Origin of the sequence: Nocardia harenae NBRC 108248, assembly GCF_001612885.1 — a bacterium.
GTDB lineage: Bacteria > Actinomycetota > Actinomycetes > Mycobacteriales > Mycobacteriaceae > Nocardia > Nocardia harenae.
In genome coordinates this window covers 8,913-28,416 of the sequence record NZ_BDBH01000013.1, presented here as the reverse complement: position 1 = coordinate 28,416, position 19,504 = coordinate 8,913, and the positions used below count along the sequence as shown (strand labels likewise).

At 75.0% G+C, this 19,504-nt stretch carries 6 protein-coding genes; all 6 read left to right on the top strand.

Annotation, left to right across the window (positions count from 1 at the left end; genetic code table 11):
- Nucleotides 1-16: 16 nt before the first annotated feature.
- The gene (locus NH2_RS24480; protein ID WP_067659030.1) at nucleotides 17-676 is read left to right on the top strand and encodes a response regulator; all 660 of its coding nucleotides are present in this window, start codon (nucleotides 17-19) and stop codon (nucleotides 674-676) included.
- Nucleotides 677-738: 62 nt separating this feature from the next.
- Nucleotides 739-1,227, top strand: coding sequence for an FxsA family protein (locus NH2_RS24475; protein ID WP_067659028.1), 489 nt, complete (start codon nucleotides 739-741; stop codon nucleotides 1,225-1,227).
- Between the two features lie 39 nt (nucleotides 1,228-1,266).
- Entirely contained in the window at nucleotides 1,267-2,865 is a 1,599-nt protein-coding gene (locus NH2_RS24470; protein WP_067659024.1) for an amidohydrolase, read from the top strand.
- Nucleotides 2,855-4,519 carry an apolipoprotein N-acyltransferase gene (gene lnt / locus NH2_RS24465; RefSeq protein ID WP_084505853.1) on the top strand — a complete coding sequence of 555 codons (1,665 nt, stop codon included), beginning with the start codon at nucleotides 2,855-2,857 and terminating at the stop codon, nucleotides 4,517-4,519. Before NH2_RS24470 ends, lnt begins: the two co-directional genes overlap by 11 nt.
- Nucleotides 4,520-4,890: 371 nt before the next feature.
- Nucleotides 4,891-18,471 carry a non-ribosomal peptide synthetase gene (locus NH2_RS24460; RefSeq protein ID WP_084505852.1) on the top strand — a complete coding sequence of 4,527 codons (13,581 nt, stop codon included), beginning with the start codon at nucleotides 4,891-4,893 and terminating at the stop codon, nucleotides 18,469-18,471.
- A complete protein-coding gene (locus NH2_RS24455) occupies nucleotides 18,468-19,463 on the top strand; it encodes an ATP-binding cassette domain-containing protein (protein WP_067659018.1) in 996 nt (331 codons plus the stop codon). Before NH2_RS24460 ends, NH2_RS24455 begins: the two co-directional genes overlap by 4 nt.
- Nucleotides 19,464-19,504: the final 41 nt, after the last annotated feature.

Here is a 19,504-nt window from a genome sequence, read left to right as displayed (position 1 = left end):
CCGATACAGTGGGATCGTGCCGATCACCGTGCTCGTCGTGGACGACCAGGAACTCATGCGCATGGGACTCGAGATGGTGCTCGGCGCGCACGACGACCTCGAGGTGGTCGGGCAGGCGGAGAACGGTGCCGCCGCCATCGGCAAGGCCGCGGAGCTGCGCCCGGATGTGGTGCTCATGGACGTCCGGATGCCGGTGGTGGACGGGGTCACCGCGACCGCCCGCATCCTGGAGGCGGGGGCGGGCTGCAAGGTGCTGGTCATGACCACCTTCGACCTGGACGAGCACGCGCTCGGCGCGCTGCGCGCCGGGGCCAGCGGCTTCCTGCTCAAGGACACCCCGCCGGAGGACCTGGTCTCCGCCATCCGCAGCGTCGCCGCCGGGGACGCCGTCGTCTCGCCCAAGGTCACCAAGCGGCTGCTCGACCGGCTGATCGCCGAGGATCCGGTGCCCTCCCGCGATCCGGCGCTGCTCGACGCGCTCACCGCCCGCGAGCGCGAGGTGCTGGAGCAGATCGCGGCCGGCCGCTCCAATGCCGAGATCGCCGGCGCGCTCTTCCTCTCCGAGGCGACGGTGAAGACGCACGTGGGCCGGGTGCTCACCAAGCTCGGGCTGCGCGACCGGGTGCAGGCCGTCGTCCTCGCCTACGAGACCGGATTGGTACGTCCGGGCGGGTAGCGCCGGGAGAAAAATCGGGCGTTCGCGCGTTGGTACTCCTAGATCGTCCCGGAAGGAACGCCATGCCAGCCGTACTCTTCGCCGTCTACCTCGTCGCCGAGATCGCCACCTTCGTCGCCGTCGCGCACGTCGCCGGTGTGGTGGCCGCCATCCTGCTGCTCATCGCCTGCTCCGCCGCCGGGGTGCTGCTCGTCGCCGGGCAGGGGAGGCGGGTGCTGGACGGGTTCCGCCGGGTCGGCCGCGGTGAACTGACCGCGGGCACCGCCGTCGCGGACGGCGCGCTCGTCGCCTCCGGCGCGCTGCTCGTGCTGGTGCCGGGGCTGCTGACGTCGGTGCTCGGGCTGCTGATGCTGCTGCCCCCGACCCGCGCGCTGCTGCGCCCGGTGCTCACCGCCTTCGCCGCGCGCCGGGGTGCCGAGGTGCTCGGCAGCGTGCGGGCGAATCGGGTGATCATCGACGCCGACGGCACCGTGGTCGACGGCGCGGTGGTGCACACGGTGTGGGATCCGGCGCCCGGCGATTCCGGCGGCCGCGCGCTCACCAAGGGCTGATCCCGCCCGCTGTCGCGGGGTACGGCAGACTGGTGCTCCGTGGCTACGCAGTTGCTGATCGGCGGTCGGTTCTACAGCGCGAGTTCGCCCGATGCCACCGCCATGGCGGTCACCGACGGCACCGTGGTCTGGCTCGGGGCCGAGCAGCCAGGGCGGGCGCTGCACCCGGGTGCGGAGATCATCGATGTGGCAGGCGCCTTCGTCGCCCCCGCCTTCGTCGACCCGCATGTGCACGTCACCGCGCTCGGGCTCAAGCTGATCGGGCTCGACCTCTCGGCCGCCCGCTCGCTGGCGCACTGCCTGGAGCTGCTCACCGCCTTCGCCGCCGCGCACCCGTCCGGGGTGCTGCTCGGCGACGGGTGGGACGACACCGGGTGGCCGGAGCGGCGGCCGCCGAGCACCGCCGAGATCGATGAAGCGGCCGGGCCGGGGCGGCTGGTCTACCTCTCCCGGGTGGATGTGCACTCCGCCGCCGTCTCCACCGCGCTGCTGGACGCGGTGCCGGGGGTGCGCGAGGCCGATGGCTGCACCAGGGGCGAGCCGCTCCGCGGCGCCGCGCACCACCTGGTGCGCGCCGCCGCGCTGGAGCGCGCCGACCGCGGACTGCGCGACCGCGCCCGCGCCGCGGCGCTGGATTCGGCCGCCGCGCACGGGGTCGCCGAGGTGCACGAGTGCGGCGGGCCGGAGATCGCGGGCCGCACCGACCTGGCCGAGCTGCTCGCCTTCGAGCACGGCGTCTCGGTGCGCGCCTACTGGGGCGAGGCGGTGCACGACGAGGACGAGGCGCGGGCGCTGGTCGCCGAGCTCGGAGTGCACGCGCTCGGCGGCGACCTCTTCGTGGACGGCTCGCTCGGGTCGCGCACCGCTCTGCTGCGCGCGCCGTACGCCGACGGCGGCGGGCACGGCGTCGGGTACCTGGACGCCGCCGGGGTCACCGCGCACGTGCGCGCCTGCACGGTCGCCGGGGTGCAGGCCGGGTTCCACGTGATCGGGGATGCCGGGATGGACGCGGTGGTCGAGGGGTTCGGGCGGGTGGCCGCCGAGTTCGGCGCGCCCGCCGTCGCCGCCCGCGGGCACCGGGTGGAGCACGCCGAGATGATCTCGCCCGAGCAGATCGCCGCGCTCGCGAGCTGGGGGGTGATCGCCAGCGTGCAGCCCGGTTTCGACGCCGCCTGGGGCGGGCCGGACGGCATGTACGCCACCCGGCTCGGCGCCGAGCGGGCCGCCGCGCTCAACCCCTTCGCCGCCATGGCCGCGGCAGGCGTCGCGCTGGCCATCGGCTCGGACGCGCCCGTCACGCCACTCGACCCCTGGGCCGCGGTGCGCGCCGCGGTGCACCACCGGACGGCCGGGCACGGGCTCTCGCCGCGCGCCGCCTTCGCCGCCGCCACCCGAGGGGCGTGGCGGGCCGGTGGGGTGCGCGACGGGGTCGCGGGCACGCTGGTCCCCGGCGCGCCCGCCTCCTACGCCGTCTGGGAAGCGGACGAGCTCGTCGTGGCCGCAGCCGCCGACACCGTGCAGCGCTGGTCCACCGACCCGCGCTCCCGGGTGCCCGGGTTGCCACCCCTCGACCCGGGCGCGAGGCTTCCGCGCTGCCTGCGGACCGTGCACCGGGGCGTGACGATCCATGAAGCCTGAGGACGTCCGGGTCGATGACCCGGAAACCACTGCTCCGCAGGGTGATTCGGCACCCGGCCGCGGGCTCCGCTTTCCCGGCGCATTCTGGCTGCGCGCCGCCGCGGCGTTACTCGCCGGACTGCTCCTGTTCGGCTCCTTCCCCCCGCGCCCGCTGTGGTTCCTCGCCCCGCTCGGCATCGCCCTGCTCACGCTGGTGCTCGAGCGCGCGAGGACGGCGCGGGGGGCGGCGGGGTACGGCCTGCTGGCCGGGCTCGGCTTCTTCGTTCCGCTGCTGCCGTGGACCGGCATCTACGTCGGCCCGGTGCCGTGGCTCGCGCTCTCGACGGCGTGCGCCGCCTTCCTCGCGCTCTTCGGCGCGCTCACCTTCTGGACGGCGCCGCTCCCGGCCCGCCCGCTCTGGATCGCCCTGGCCTGGACGGCCTGCGAGTGGGCCCGCTCCAGTTTTCCGTTCGGCGGTTTCCCCTGGGGGCGCCTCGCCTTCGGCCAGGCCGACGGCTGGTACCTCCCGCTGGCGGCCCTCGGCGGGGCGCCGCTCATCGGCTTCGCCGTCGCCCTCACCGGCACCTGCCTCGCCTACCTGCTCACCGCGCTCGCCCGACGCCGCGCGGTGCGCGAGTCCGTCGCCGAGCAGACGCCGGGCCCCGGCTCACCCCGCCGGCCGACCGCCCTCGCGGCCGCGGCAACCGCCGTGATCCTCCTCCCGCTCACCGGCCTCGCGCTCGGCGCGACCCTGCCAACCCCGGAATCCGGCGACCGCACCATCACCGTCGCCGCGGTACAGGGCAGCGTCCCCCGCCTCGGCCTCGACTTCAATGCCCAGCGCCGCGCCGTCCTCGACAACCACGTGCGCCGCACCGAGCAGCTCGCCGCCGAGATCGCCGCGGGCCGCGCCCCGAAACCGGACGTCGTGATCTGGCCGGAGAACGCCTCCGACATCGACCCACTGCGCAACCCCGACGCCGCCGCCGCGATCACCGCCGCGGCCCGCGCGGTCGGCGCCCCCATCCTGGTCGGCGCGGTGCTCATCAACGCCGACCGCAGCTCCACCACCAACTCGGTGATCGTCTGGGACCCCGCCACCGGCCCGGGGGAGCGGCACGACAAGAAGATCATCCAGCCCTTCGGCGAGTACCTCCCGCTGCGCGGCTTCTTCCGCCTCTTCTCCGGCTACGCCGACCGCGCAGGCTACTTCGTCCCGGGCGACGGCACCGGCGTCGTGCACGCCGCCGGCCTCCCGATCGGCGTCGCCACCTGCTACGAGGTCGCCTTCGACCGCGCCTTCCGCGATTCCATGGACGCAGGAGCCCAGCTGCTCACCGTACCGACCAACAACGCCACCTTCGGCGACAGCGAGATGACCTACCAGCAGCTCGCCATGTCCAGGGTGCGCGCGGTGGAGCACGGCCGCGCCCTGGTGGTGGCGGCGACCTCGGGCGTCAGCGCCATCGTCGCCGCCGACGGCGCGGTGACCGAGCGGAGCGAGCTCTTCGTGCCCGCCGCGCTCACCGCCCGGCTCCCGCTGCGCACCGACCGCACCCTCGCCACCCGGCTCGGCCCGGCCCCCGAGTACCTGGCGGTGGCGCTGTGCGGGCTCGGCGTGGCCGCCGCCGCGGTGCTCCGGCGCCGGGAGCACCCCGCTCCGGGATCGGTGTGACGAGTCCCACATAGGCGGCATCGTAGGTATAGATCGGTGCGGCACGCCCACATTCCGGGGGCTGGGAGACTTCCAGCAAACCGATTCACCCGCTATTAGCCTCAGTACGGCCCTTTTGTGTCGGCAATTCTGAACTGCCGGTCTTTTTCCGATAAAAAGCTGCACTTATTTGACGTTTGCGGAAACATTGCTGAGCACTTCGACGACAGTTCGAATGACTCGGTAGTGCGACGTATCCATCCGGTCGGCAATCCGCCGGATGTGATGCACCGAATCAAGGGGCGGGCGAGGCGGCCTCGGGAACCGTCTCGATGCAACCGCTGAAGGTCTGCTCGGGGAGATGCGACGTGTGCGGCAGAACGGAGTGATTGATGAGTTCATTGGCCACCGACCGGGTCGACCAATGTGCCTCCCCCTGTGCTATCCGGGACGGCGTCGAGCCGTTCCCCCTCTCGCCCGCGCAGAGCGCGCTCTACTACGCGCAGCGGCTGCGCCCGGACGTGCCGCTGATCATCGCGCAGTACGTCGAGCTCCGGGGTGAGCTGGACACCGGCAGGCTGCACTACGCCATCGAGCGGTGCGGCGCCGAGGCCGAGGTCGGCCAGGTCCGGCTGGTGGAGGAGGACGGCGTCCCCTACCAGGTGGTCGACCCCGAGGTCGGCTCGGAGTGGCTGCGGCTCGACCTGCGCGGCGAGCCCGATCCGCGCGCCGCCGCCTTCCGCTGGATGACCGAGCACGCCGCCTCGCCGGTGGATATCGAACGGGATCCGCTCTCCACCAACGCCGTGCTGCGCATCGGCGACGCCCACCACCTCTGGTACGTCCGCGCGCACCACATCCTGGTCGACGGCTACGGCGCGATGAACGTGCTGACCAGGGCCGCCGAGATCTACACCGCCGCCACCGACGGCACCGAGCCCACCGTCTCGCGTGCGGCCCCGCTCACCGAGATCTACGAGAACCAGTCCCGCTACCGCGATTCCGCGCGCTTCCTCGCCGACCGCGAGCACTGGCGTGCGCAGTTGGCGGGCGCGGGGGAGCCGGTGAGCCTGGACGGCAGCCCGCTCGCCGAGGTGCCGGACGCCCCGGGCAGGCACCTGACCGCCGCCGTGCTTGACGAGCCCACCGCCGCCGCGCTGGCCGCCGCGGGCAGCGCGCACGACGCGAAGAACGCCGTGCTCTTCGTGGCGGCCGCCGCCTGCTACGCGCACGCCGTCACCGGCCGCTCCGATGTGCTGCTCAGCCTGCCGGTCTCCGGCCGCACCACGATGGCGCTGCGCCGCTCGGCGGGCGTGGTGTCGAACGTGGTGCCGCTGCGCATCGAGTTCACGCCGGAGACCACGCTCGCCGACGTGGTGCGGGCGACCGAGCTGCAGGTCACCGCTGCGCTCCGGCACCAGCTGTACCGGCACGACGACATCCGCCGCGACGGCGGCTACTCGCGCGCCGCGCGCGGCTTCTTCGGGCCGATGGTCAACATCATGCTGTTCAAGAACGAGCTGCGCCTCGGCGACATGCTCGGCTCCATGCACGTGCTGGCCACCGGGCCGGTCGAGGACCTGTCGATCAACGTCTACAACGGCATCGACGGTCAGATCCACCTGGATTTCGAGGCCAACCCGGCGCGCTACCGCGCCGCCGAGGTCGCCGCCCAGCACGCCCGCTTCCGCGACTTCCTCGGCCGCTTCCTCGCCGCCCGCCCGGAGACCGGGGCCGACGTGCTCTCCGCGCTCACCGCGGACGAGCGGCACCGGGTGCTGCACGGCTGGAACGACACCGCGATGCCGCTGCGGCCGGGCACGCTCGCCGAGCTCTTCGCCGGCGCGGTGGCCGCGAACCCGGCGGCGCCCGCGCTGGAGTGCGGCGACGAGCTGCTGAGCTACGCCGAGCTGGACCGCAGGGCGAATCGGCTGGCCCGCTTCCTGATCGCGCGCGGCGCGGGCCCGGAGCGGGTGGTCGCGCTCGCCATCCGGCGCAGCGTGGAGCTGGTGGTCGGGATGTACGCGGCGATGCAGGCGGGCGCCGCCTACCTGCCGCTCGACCCCGACCACCCGGCCGAGCGGCTGGCGGGCATCCTGGAGCAGGCCGCGCCGGTCGCGGTGCTCACCACCGAGCGGGACGCGGTGCCGCTGCCCGCCGACGTCGCCCGCTTCGCGCTGGACACCATCGACCTCGGTGCCGAATCGCCCGCCCCGGTCACCGACCGGGACCGCCGCTCGCCGCTGCGCCCGGACAACCCGGCCTACCTGCTCTTCACCTCGGGCTCGACCGGGCGGCCCAAGGGCGTGACGGTGACGCACGCGGCCATCGTGAACCGGCTGCGCTGGATGCAGCACGAGTACCCGATGGACCACACCGACGCGGTGCTGCAGAAGACCCCGGCCACCTTCGACGTCTCGGTCTGGGAGTTCTTCTGGCCACTGCAGGTGGGCGCGCGGCTGGTGATCGCCGCGCCGGACGGCCACCGCGACCCGGACTACCTGGCCAGGACCATTGCCGAGCGCTCGGTGACGACCGCGCACTTCGTGCCGTCCATGCTCTCGGTCTTCGTCACCGACACCGACGTGCGCGGCTGCGCCGGGCTGCGCCGGGTGTTCTGCAGCGGCGAGGCGCTGCCCGCCGCCACCGTGCGCGCCTTCGCCGCGGCGCTGCCCCGGGTACGGCTGCACAATCTCTACGGCCCGACCGAGGCCGCGGTGGACGTCACCGCGTGGGACTGCCCGCCGGACCCGGCGAGCGTGCCGATCGGCTCGCCGGTGTGGAACACCCGCACCTACGTGCTCGACGGCCGGCTGCGGCCGGTGCCGCCCGGCGTCTCGGGGGAGCTGTACCTGGCCGGGGTGCAGCTGGCCCGCGGCTACCTGGGCCGCCCGCAGCTCACCGCGGACCGCTTCGTGGCCGACCCGTTCACCGCGGGGCAGCGGCTCTACCGCACCGGCGACCTGGCCCGCTGGCGCGCCGACGGCGCGCTGGAGTACCTGGGGCGCAGCGACTTCCAGGTGAAGATCCGCGGCCAGCGCATCGAGCTGGGTGAGATCGAGGCCGCGCTGCTCGCCGACGCGGCGGTCGCGCGCGCGGTCTGCGTGGCGCACACCGGGCGGGTGGGGGCCGAGCTGGTGGGCTACGTGGTGGCCGCGCCCGGCGCGCACCGCCCGCTCGACCGGGACGCCCTGCTGGCCGGGGTGCGCGCGCTGCTGCCCGCCTACATGGTGCCCGCGCAGCTGGTCGAGCTGGACGAGCTGCCGCTCAGCGCCAACGGCAAGATCGACCGCAAGGCGCTGCCCGCGCCCGCCGCCCCCGAGCGCCCGGCCGGCGGCACCCGTCCGCGCACCGAGGTCGAGCGTGCGGTGGCGGGCATCGTGGCCGAGCTGCTGGAGCTCGACGAGGTCGGCGTCACCGAGAGCTTCTTCGCGCTCGGCGGCAACTCGCTCATCGCCGCCCGCGCCATCGCCAGGATCAACGCGCTGCTCGGCACCGGGCTCACCATCCGCGACCTCTTCGAGGCAGATACCGTCGCCGCGCTGGCCGAGCGCTGCACCGGGCACACCGACGAGCGCGCCGCACCGGTGCTCGCCGCCGGACCGCGCCCGGAGCACGTGCCGCTCTCCCCGGCCCAGCAGCGGCTCTGGATCCTGAACCGGATCGACGAGCAGGCCGCCGCCTACAACATGCCGCTCGCCCTGCGCATCGACGGCCCGCTCGACGTCACCGCGCTGCGCGCCGGGCTGCGCGACGTGCTGGAGCGGCACGAGAGCCTGCGCACCACCTTCCCGGAGACCCCCGCTGGCCCGGCGCAGCGGGTGCACCCCGCCGCCGACATCCCGCTCACCCTCGACCCGGTGCCCGCCCCGCCCGAGCAGGTGGCGGCGCTGGTCGCCGAGTTCACCGGCTACGGCTTCGACCTGCGCGAGCAGGCCCCGATCCGGGTCGCGCTCTGGCGCACCGGGCCGGCCGCGCACGTCTTCGTCGCGGTGCTGCACCACATCTGCGGCGACGGCTGGTCGCTCGCGCCGCTGGTCCGCGACCTCACCGCCGCGGTCGCCGCGCGGGCCGATGGCCGGGCGCCCGCCTGGCCCCCGCTGCCGGTGCAGTACGCCGATTTCGCGCTCTGGCAGCGCGCCCTGCTCGGCGACGAATCCGACTCCGGCAGCGCGCTGAGCAGGCAGCTCACGCACTGGCGCGGCGCACTCGACGGGCTGCCTGACCAGCTCGACCTCCCGCTGGACCGCCCGCGCCCGCGCAGGCGGAGCACCGAGGGCGGCCGGGTGCCCTTCACCGTCCCGGCGGAGACCAGGGCCGCCGCGGCCGCGCTCGCCGCCGAGCGCGGGGTCAGCATGTTCATGGTGCTGCACGCGGCGCTCGCCACCCTGCTCGCCCGGATCTGCGCCACCCGCGACATCGCCGTCGGCACCCCGATCGCGGGCCGCTCCGACCCGCAGCTGGACGAGCTGGTCGGCATGTTCGTCAATACCCTCGTGCTGCGCACCGCGGTCGACCCGGCGGCCGGTTTCACCCGGGTGCTCGACCACGCCCGCGACACCGACCTCAATGCCTTCGCCAATGCCGACGTCCCGTTCGAGCGGCTGGTGGAGCTGGTCAACCCGGAGCGCAGCACCGCGCGGCACCCGCTCTTCCAGGTCATGCTGGCCTACGACAACGGCCCCGAGCTCGCCGTCGAGCTGCCGGGGGTGCGCACCGAGCGCATCGACCTGGATGCCGACGTGGCCAAGTTCGACCTCCGGCTCGAGGTGCACGACGCGGGGGAGGACACCCCGCTCACCGGCGAATTCGGCTACGCCGCCGACGTTTTCGAGCATGCCACCGTCGCCGCCGTCGCGCGCCGCTTCGTCGCCGTGCTGACCGCGGTGGTGGCCGACCCCGCGCGCCCGGTCGGCGATATCGACCTGCTCGACCTCAGGGAGACCGGCCGCTTCCTGCCGCTGGCGGGCGGCCCGGCCGAGCCGGTGGTCACCCTGGCCGGGCTCTTCGGCGCGGTCGCCGAGCGCGCACCGGAGGTCACCGCGCTGCGATACCGCGGCACGAGCCTGAGCTACGGCGAGCTGGAGGCCCGCGCCAACCGGCTGGCCCGGGTGCTGGCCGGGCACGGCGCGGGCCCGGAGATGGTGGTCGCGGTCGCCATCCCGCGCAGCCCGGAGGCGATCGTGGCGATCTGGGCGGTGGCCAAGACCGGCGCCGCCTACGTCCCGGTCGACCCGCGCTACCCCGCCGACCGGATCGAGCACATGCTCATCGACTCCGCCGCCGCGCTCGGGCTCACCGTCGCGCGCAGCGCCGACGGGCTGCCGCGCCGCACCCTCGCGGTGCAGGGCAGGCACCACAGGGCCGAGCTGGAGTGGCTGGTCCTCGACTCCGCGGAGCTGGAGCAGGCCTGCGCCGCGACCTCGCCGCGCCCGCTCACCGACGCCGACCGGGAGCGCCCGCTGCGCGGCGCGCACCCCGCCTACCTGATCTACACCTCCGGCTCCACCGGCAAGCCCAAGGCCGTGGTCGTCACGCACGCCGGGATCGCCTCGCTCGCCGCCGAGCAGCGCTACCTCTTCGGCGTCACCGACCGCTCCCGCACGCTGCACTTCTCCTCGCCCAGCTTCGACGCCTCGGTGCTGGAGCTGCTGCTCGGCTTCGCGGCGGGCGCCACCGTCGTGGTCGCCCCCGACGACATCTACGGCGGCGCCGAGCTGGCGCGGCTGTTGCGCGATGAGCGGGTCACGCACGCCTTCGTCACCCCGGCCGCGCTGGCCACCGTGCCGTCCGCCGAGCCCTTCGCCGAGCTCGGCACCGTGATCGTCGGCGGCGAGGCGGTCTCCGCCGACCTGGTGCGCACCTGGGGCGCGCGATACCGCATGCACAACATGTACGGCCCGTCCGAGGCCACCGTGGCCGCCACCGCCTCGGCGCCCATGGTGCCCGGCGCGCCGGTGCCGCTCGGCATGCCGGTGCGCGGCATGCGGCTGTTCGTGCTGGACGGGCGGCTGCGCCCGGTGCCGCCGGGCACGCCGGGCGAGCTCTACCTCTCCGGCCCCGGCGTCGCCCGCGGCTACCTGGGCAAGCACGGCCTCACCGCGGCCCGCTTCCCGGCCAACCCGTACGGGCGGCGCGGCGAGCGGATGTACCGCACCGGCGACCTGGTGGTCGCCGACCGCACCGGCGCGCTGCGCTTCCTCGGCCGCGCCGACGACCAGATCAAGATCCGCGGCTTCCGGGTCGAGCTCAGCGAGATCGACCACGCGCTGCGCGCCCAGCCCGGCGTCACCGGCGCGGTCACCGTGCCGCACACCGACTCCGCCGGCCACACCAGGCTCGCCGCCTACGTCACCGGGGCCGAGCACCTGACCCCCGCCGACGTGCTCGCCGGGGTGCGCGGCAGACTGCCCGGCTACATGGTCCCCGCCTCGCTGCTGGTCCTGGACCGGATGCCGGTGACCGGCGCGGGCAAGCTGGACCGGCGCGCGCTGCCCAACCCGGTCTTCGACGCCACCGCGGGCTCGCGCGCCCCCCGCACCGAGACCGAGCGCCGGGTCGCGGCGCTCTTCGGCGCGGTGCTCGGGCAGCCGGTGACCGGCGCCGAGGACGGCTTCTTCGAGATCGGCGGCACCTCGCTGCTCGCCACCAGGCTGGTGGCCGCGCTGCACGACGAGTTCGGCGTCGAACTCCCGGTGCGGGCCGTCTTCGAGGCGCCGACCGTCGCGGATATCGCTGCCGCGCTCGCGGTCTCGCCGCGCAGCGAGCGGGTCCGGGTGACCGCGGGCCCGCGCCCGGAGCGGATCCCGCTCGCACTGCCGCAGCAGCGGCTCTGGTTCCTGAACCGGTACGACCCGGCGAACAGCGCCTACAACATCGCGGTGGCGCTGCGCATCACCGGCGAGCTCGACGTCGCCGCGCTGCGCTCCGCGCTCGGCGACCTGGTGGAGCGGCACGAGGTGCTGCGCACCGTCTTCCCGGAGGACGAGCACGGCCCGGTGCAGCGCATCCTGCCGACGGTCGCGGCCACCCCGGCGCTGCCGGTGGAGGACGCGGTCGACGCCGAACAGGCCACCCAGGCGCTGACCGCGCTCGCGCAGCGCGGCTTCGAGCTCGGCACCGAGCCGCCGCTGCGGGTCGCGCTCGTGCGCACCGCCCCGGACGAGCACGTGCTCGCCGTGGTGCTGCACCACATCGCCGCCGACGGCGCCTCGCTCGCCCCGCTGACCCGCGATCTCGGCGCCGCCTACCTGGCCCGCGCGGCCGGGAACGCGCCGAGCTGGGCGCCGCTCCCGGTGCAGTACGCGGACTTCGGGCTGTGGCAGCGCGCCCGCTTCGGCGCCACCGACGACCCGGAGAGCCCGGCCGCCGCCCAGCTCGCGCACTGGCGCGCGGCGCTGGCCGACCTGCCGGAGGAGCTCCCGCTGCCCTACGACCGGCCGCGCCCGGCCGAGCCCACCCGGCGGGCGGGCACCGTGCGGGTGCCGCTGCCCGCCGGGCTGCGCGCCGCGCTGCGGCGGCTGGCCGGGGAGCGCGGCGTCAGCCCGTTCATGGTGCTGCGCTCGGCCCTGGCGGTGCTGCTGCGCGGGCTCACCGGCGGCCGCGACGTGGTGATCGGCACCCCGGTCGCGGGTCGCTCCGCGCCGGAGCTGCACGAGCTGGTCGGCATGTTCGTCAATACCGTCGTGCTGCGCTCGGACGTCGACCCGGACGCCGCCTTCAGCGCGCTGCTCGCCGCCGACCTGGAGTCCGAGCTGGCCGCCATGGAGCACGCCGAGCTGCCCTTCGACCTGCTGGTCGCCGCGCTCGGCGCCGAGGTGCGCGGCAGCGGGCGGCACCCGCTCTTCCAGGTCGCGCTGACCGTGCAGGACGAGCCGCACCCCGATCTCGCGCTGCCGGGGCTCACCGTCACCGCGCGGGCGCTCGATATCGCCCGTGCCAAGTTCGACCTGGAGCTGCGGGCCCCGGCCGGCCTCGGCGACGAGCTCGAATTCGTCTACGCCACCGAGCTCTTCGACGCCACCACGGTCGAGACGATCGGGGAGCGGCTGCGCACCGTGCTCGCCGCGGTCGCCGCCGACCCGGATCGCCCGGTGCACCGCATCGACCTGCGCACCGACTGGGAGCGGAGCGCGCTGAGCCCGGCGCACGGCGGCCCCGCCGCCGCCCCGGTCACCCTGGCCGAGTACTTCGAGCGCACCGCCTACGACCACCCGCACCGCATCGCCGTGCGCTCCGGTGACACCGTCCTCGACTACTTCGAGCTCGCCGAGCGGGTCAACAGGCTGGCCCGCATGCTGCGCGCCCGCGGCATCGGCTCCGGCCACCGGATCGCGCTCGGGCTCACCCGTTCCATCGACTCGGTGGCCGCCGCGCTGGCCGTGGTCACCGCGGGCGCGGCCTACGTCCCGCTCGACCCCGCCTACCCGGCGCACCGGCTGCGGCACATGCTCGCAGACTCCGGCTGCCTGGTCGGGCTCACCCGCTCCGCGCACGCGGCCGCGCTGGCCGCCGCGGACGGCGGCGGCACCTCCTGGCTGCTGCTCGACGACCCGGAGCTCGTCAGCGAGCTCGCCGCGCACTCCGGCCGCCCGCTCACCGGCGCCGAGCGCGACCGCCCGGCCCGCGCGGACGACCTCGCCTACGTCATCTACACGTCGGGCTCCACCGGCACTCCCAAGGGCGTGGCGGTCACGCACACCGGCCTGGCCGGGCTGGCTGCGGAGTTCGGCGCCCGCGCCGAGGTCACCCCGGACTCGCGCACCCTGCACTTCTCCACCCCCAGCTTCGACGCCGCCATGCTCGACCTGCTGCTCACCATCAACGCGGGCGCGGCCATGGTGCTCTGCCCGACCGACGTCTTCGGCGGCGACGAGCTCGGCGCGCTGCTCGCCCGCGAGCGGGTGACGCACCTCTTCCTCACCCCGGCCGCGCTGGCCACCGTCGACCACGAGCGCTGGCCGCTGCCCGAGCTGCGCTCGCTCCTGGTCGGTGGCGAGGCGGTCGGCGCCGAGCTGGTCGCCCGCTGGGCCCCCGGCCGCCGCATGTTCGACGTCTACGGCCCCACCGAGACCACCGTGGTGGCGACCATCTCGCGCCCGCTCACCGTCGGCGGCCCGATCGATATCGGCACCCCGGTCCGCGGCGCCCGCGCGCTGGTGCTCGACGACCGGCTGCGGCCGGTGCCGGTCGGCGTCCCCGGCGAGCTGTACCTGGGCGGCTACGGCGTGGCCCGCGGCTACCTGGACCGCTTCGGGCTGACCGCGGCGCGCTTCGTCGCCGACCCCACCGAGCCCGGCGCCCGGCTCTACCGCACCGGCGACGTGGTGCGCTGGACCCCCGACGGCGCGCTGCGCTACCTGGGCCGCAGCGACCACCAGGTGAAGATGCGCGGCTTCCGGATCGAGCTCGGCGAGATCACCGGCGCGCTTACCGCGCACCCATCGGTGCGGTTCGCGCACACCGAGGTGCGCACGATCGCGGGCGCCGACCGGATCGCCGCCTTCGTGCACCCCGCCGACCGGGCGGCCGGGATCGGCGTGGAGGCGCTGCGCGCCCACGTGGCCCGCAGCCTGCCCGCGCACATGGTGCCCTCCGCGCTCACCGTGCTCGACGAGATCCCGCTGACCCCGGTCGGCAAGCTCGACATCGCGAGACTGCCGGAGCCGCAACCGCTTCCGGGCACCGGCGGTGGTCGCGCCGCGGAGACCCCGGCCGAGCGGCTGGTCGCCGCCACCATGGCCGAGCTGCTCGGCCAGGACACCGTGCGCGCCGACGACGGCTTCTTCGACATCGGCGGCAACTCCCTGCTCGCCACCAGGCTGGTCGCCCGGCTGGCCGAGCAGACCGGGGTCCGGCTGGAGGTGCGCACGGTCTTCGCCGAGCCCACCGTCGCCGCGCTCGCCGCCCGCATCGACCGCGCCGAACCGGCCACCCGGGTCGCGCGCCCGGTCGCGGTTGCGCGCCCGGAGCACATTCCGCTCTCCGCCGCCCAGCGCAGGCTGTGGTTCCTCGACCGGTTCGAGGAGAGCGGCGCGCGCGGCGCCTACAACGTCCCGCTGGTCCTCCGGCTGCGCGGCAGCCTGGATCTGGAGGCGCTCGCCTCCGCGCTGGTCGCGGTGCAGGAGCGGCACGAGACGCTGCGCACGGTCTTCCCGGAGCACGAGGGCGAGCCGGTGCAGCGCATCCTCGACGCCGCCGCCGCCACCGTCCCGGTCGCCTTCGACTCGGTGCGGCCGTCCGAGGTGGTCACGGCGATATCCGAGTTCACCGCGCCCGGTTTCGATCTCGCCACCGAGGTCCCGGTGCGCGCCGCGCTGCTGCACGTCGCCTCCGGCGGGCCGATCGACGACTACGTGCTCGCCGTGGTGGTGCACCACATCGCGGTGGACGGCTGGTCGCTGGGTCCGCTGGCCGCCGATATCGCGATCGCCTACCGGGCGGCCCGGCTCGACACCGCGCCGGAGTGGGAGCCGCTGCCGCTGCAGTACGCCGACTACACGCTGTGGCAGCTCGACGCGCTCGGCGCCGAGGACGACCCGGCCGCGCCCGCGCACCGCCAGCTCGCCTACTGGCGGGAGGCCCTGGCCGAGCTGCCCGAACTGCTCGCGCTCCCCGCCGACCGCCCGCGCCCGCCGGTGCCGAGCCACCGCGGCGGCACCGCCGAGACCGAGGTGGACGCCTTCACCCACCGCGAGCTGCGGCGCATCGCCGAGCGCGCGGGCGTCAGCATGTTCATGCTGCTGCACGCCGCGCTGGCGGTGCTGCTGCACCGGATGGCAGGCACCGGCGACGTCACCGTCGGCACCCCGCACGCGGGCCGCGGCGACCGCGAGCTCGACGGGCTGATCGGCATGTTCGTCAATACCCTTGTCCTGCGCACGAAGGTGGAGCCGGGGCAGCGCTTCGACGACCTGCTGGCCCGGGTCAGGGAGTCCGACCTGGACGCCTTCGACCACGCCGACCTGCCCTTCGAGCGGCTGGTCGAGGTGCTCAACCCGGTCCGCTCGCGCTCCCACCACCCGCTCTTCCAGGTCATGCTCTCGGTGCGGAACGAGCCGGTGGGACCGCTGGAGCTGCCCGGGCTGCAGATCGAGCCGGTCGACCTGGACGCCGGCATCGCCAAGTTCGACCTGCAGTTCACCCTCACCGAGCACGGCGCCGCCGAGCCCGGCGGCATCACCGTCGGCGTGAACTACGCCGCCGACCTGTTCGACCACAACAGCGCGCTCGGCCTCGGCGAGCGGCTGGTCCGGCTGCTCACCGCGGTGGCGGGCAACCCGGCCGCCGCCGTCGGCGACCTGGACCTGCTGCACCCGGCGGAGTGGTCCGGGCTGGCCCCGGTGCACGGCGCCGAACCCGCCCGCCCGCTCACCTTCCCCGAGGTCTTCGCCACCGCGGTCGCCGCCGAGCCGGACGCCGTCGCGCTGCGCGCCGACGGCACCGACGTCACCTACGAGGCGCTCGACCGCTGGAGCAGCAGGCTGGCCCGGCTGCTCATCCGCCGCGGCGTCGGCCCGGAGACGCTGATCGCGCTCGGCATCGCGCGCTCGGTGGAGTCGGTGGCGACGGTGCTCGCGGTGGTCAAGACCGGCGCCGCCTTCGTCCCGGTGGACCCGCGCTACCCGGCCGCCCGGATCGCGCACATGCTCGCCGACTCCGGCGCCGCGCTCGGCCTCACCCTGGCCGCGCACCGCGACACCCTGCCGAACACCGTGGACTGGCTGGTCCTCGACGACCCCGACACCAGGGCCGCGGTGCTCGCCTCCGAGGACAGCCCGCTGGCCGAGGCCGAGCGCCCCGCGCCGCTGCGGCTGGAGAACCCGGCCTACGTCATCTACACCTCGGGCTCCACCGGCACCCCCAAGGGGGTCGTGGTGACGCACGGCGGGCTCTCCAACTTCGCCGCCGAGCTGGCCGAGCGCTTCGACGTCCGGCCCGGCTCCCGGGTACTGCACTTCGCCACCCCGAGCTTCGACGCCGCCATGCTCGACCTGCTCTTCGCGCTCGGCGGCGGCGCCACCCTGGTCATCGCGGCACCGGACGTGGTCGGCGGCGACGGGCTGCGCGAGGTCTTCGTCGGCGAGCGGATCACGCACGCCTTCATCACCACCGCCGCGCTCGGCACCGTCGACCCCGGCGGCGTCGTCGACCTGGCGCACATCCTGGTCGGCGGCGAGGCGCTGCCGCCGGACCTGGTCAGCCGCTGGGCGCCGGGCCGCAACCTCTACAACGTCTACGGCCCCACCGAGACCACCATCGTCACGGTGATCTCCCAGCCCATGGCGCCCGGTGCGCCGATCACCATCGGCGGCCCGATCCGCGGCGTCGCGGCCACCATCCTGGATTCCCGGCTGCACCCGGCGCCGGTCGGGGTCACCGGCGAGCTGCAGCTGGCCGGTGACGCGCTGGCCCGCGGCTACCTGAACCGGCCGGGGCTCACCGCGCAGCGCTTCGTCGCCAACCCGTACGGCAAGCCCGGCGAGCGCATGTACCGCACCGGCGACCTGGTGCGCTGGCGCGAGACCGGCGCCCCCGAGCTGCCCGGCCGCCGCTCCGGCAAGGAGATCGAGTACGTCGGCCGCTCCGACCACCAGGTCAAGATCCGCGGTTTCCGGATCGAGCTCGGCGAGATCGACGCCGCGCTGGCGAGCCAGGGCGAGGTCGAGTACTCGCTCACCGTCGGGCACGTCACCGAGGCGGGCGCCACCGCGCTGGTCTCGTACGTCAAGCCGCGGGCAGGCACCGCGCCGACGGCGGCGCAGCTCACCGCGCACGTGGCCGGGCAGGTGCCGAACTACATGGTGCCGCAGGCGATCATGCTGCTCGACGAGCTGCCGCTGACCCCGGTCGGCAAGCTGGATCGCGCCCGGCTGCCCGCGCCGGTCTTCGGCGGCGCGCACGGCTACCGCGCCCCGCTCGGCCCGCTGGAGACGGCGATCGCCGCCGCCTTCGCCGAGGTGCTCGGGATCGAGCGGGTCGGCGCCGACGACGGCTTCTTCGAGCTCGGCGGCAACTCGCTGCTCGCCACCAGGGTGGTCGGGCTGCTGCGCGACGCCGGGATCGAGGTGGCGGTGCAGCAGATGTTCGGCGCGGCCACCCCGGCCGCCATCGCGGCGGGCCTCTCCGGCGGCGCGAGCATCGACCCGCTGGCCCCGCTGCTGCCCATCCGGAGCACCGGCGACGCCGAGCCGCTCTTCTGTGTGCACCCCGCGATCGGGCTCTCCTGGTGCTACTCCGGGCTGCTCGCGCACCTGGACAGCGACCGCCCGGTGTACGGGCTGCAAGCGCCGCACGTCACCGGCGACAAGCCGTTCGGCAGCATCTCCGAGGCCGCCAACCGCTACATCGAGCACATCCGCTCGGTGCAGCCGAGCGGCCCGTACCACCTGCTCGGCTGGTCGCTCGGCGGGCTCATCGCGCACGCGATCGCGACCCGGCTGCGGCAGCAGGGCGAGCAGGTGGCGCTGCTCGGGCTGCTGGACAGCTACCGGCTCTCCGACGACCTGCTCGACCTCGCCATGCCGAGCGTGGCGGAGATCGTCGCCGAGTTCGGCGGCATCGCCGCCGACGACCTGGACCCCGCGCTCGACCTGGCCGGGGCCGCCGCGCTGCTGCGCGAGGAGAACGGGCCGTTCGCGGCGCTCACCGGAGAGCACCTGGAACGGCTGTACGAGGGGTACCGCGCGGGAACCGTGATGGCGCACGGTTTCCGGCCGCGGGTCTTCGACGGCGACCTGCTCTTCTTCACCGCCGCCGAGGACGAGATCAACCGCGCCGACCCGGACCGGTGCGCGGCGGCCTGGCGGCCGTTCGTGGCCGGCGACATCCACGATCACGCGCTGCCCTGCAGGCACGCGGACATGACCACACCCGAAGCGCTCGCCGTGATCGGCCCGGTCCTGCGGGCCCGGCTCGGCGGTGGCGGGGGGACAGGAGAATCGATGAGTGCCCGAGCAGAGGTGAGCCGGTGAGCCTCGCCGTCGACGTCAGCGACCTGAGCATGAGCTACGGCAAGATTCGCGTGCTCGACGGGATCGATCTGGAGATCCCGGCCGGTACCGTGATGGGGCTGCTCGGCCCCAACGGCGCCGGGAAGACCACCACCGTCCGGATCGTCACCACCCTGCTCCGCCCCTCCGCGGGAACCGTGCGGGTGGCCGGGGTGGACGTGCTCGGCGACCCGGCCGCCGCCAGGAAGCTGATCGGGCTCTCCGGCCAGTACGCCGCGGTCGACGCCAACCTCACCGGCTTCGAGAACCTGCGCATGGTGGCCAGGCTCTACGGTATGTCCGGCAAGCGCGCGACCGCGCGTGCCGAGGAGCTGCTCGGCGCCTTCGGCCTCGAGCACGCCGCCGCGCGCCGCGCAGGCACCTACTCCGGCGGCATGGCCCGCCGCCTCGACCTGGCGGGCGCGCTGGTCGCGCGCCCCCCGGTGGTGGTGCTCGACGAGCCGACCACCGGCCTCGACCCGCGCGGCAGGCTCGACATGTGGCAGGTGATCGGCGACCTGGTCGACGACGGCACCACCGTGCTGCTCACCACCCAGTACCTGGAGGAGGCCGACCAGCTGGCCGACCGGATCACCGTGATCGACCGCGGCCGGGTGATCGCGCGCGGCTCCGCCGACGAGCTCAAGACCTCGATCGGCGGCGACCGGCTCACCGTCACGCTGGCCGCGGGCCAGGCCACCGCGCTGGCCAAGTCCGTGCTCGCCCAGATCGGGCTCGGCGAGCCGCAGCACGAATCCGGCACCGACCAGGTCTCGATCGTGGTGGGGGAGGGCTCGCGCACCATGGTCGAGGCGCTGCGCCGGCTGGACGACGCCGGGGTCTGCGTGGTCGACGCCGAGGTGCACCGCCCCAGCCTCGACGACGTCTTCCTCTCCCTGACCGGCACCGCGCCCGCCGCGGAGCGCGAGCCGGAGCCCGAAACCGACGACGTTCCCGAGGAGATCCTGTCGTGACCAGCAGTACCCAGGTCCTGGAGAAGCGGGGCAAGCACGCC

Excerpts from the sequence above, each read along its gene's own strand:
- NH2_RS24475 (WP_067659028.1), top strand. The coding sequence starts at position 739 with ATGCCAGCCGTACTCTTCGCCGTCTACCTCGTCGCCGAGATCGCCACC.
- lnt (WP_084505853.1), top strand. The coding sequence starts at position 2,855 with ATGAAGCCTGAGGACGTCCGGGTCGATGACCCGGAAACCACTGCTCCG.
- NH2_RS24460 (WP_084505852.1), top strand. The coding sequence starts at position 4,891 with ATGAGTTCATTGGCCACCGACCGGGTCGACCAATGTGCCTCCCCCTGT.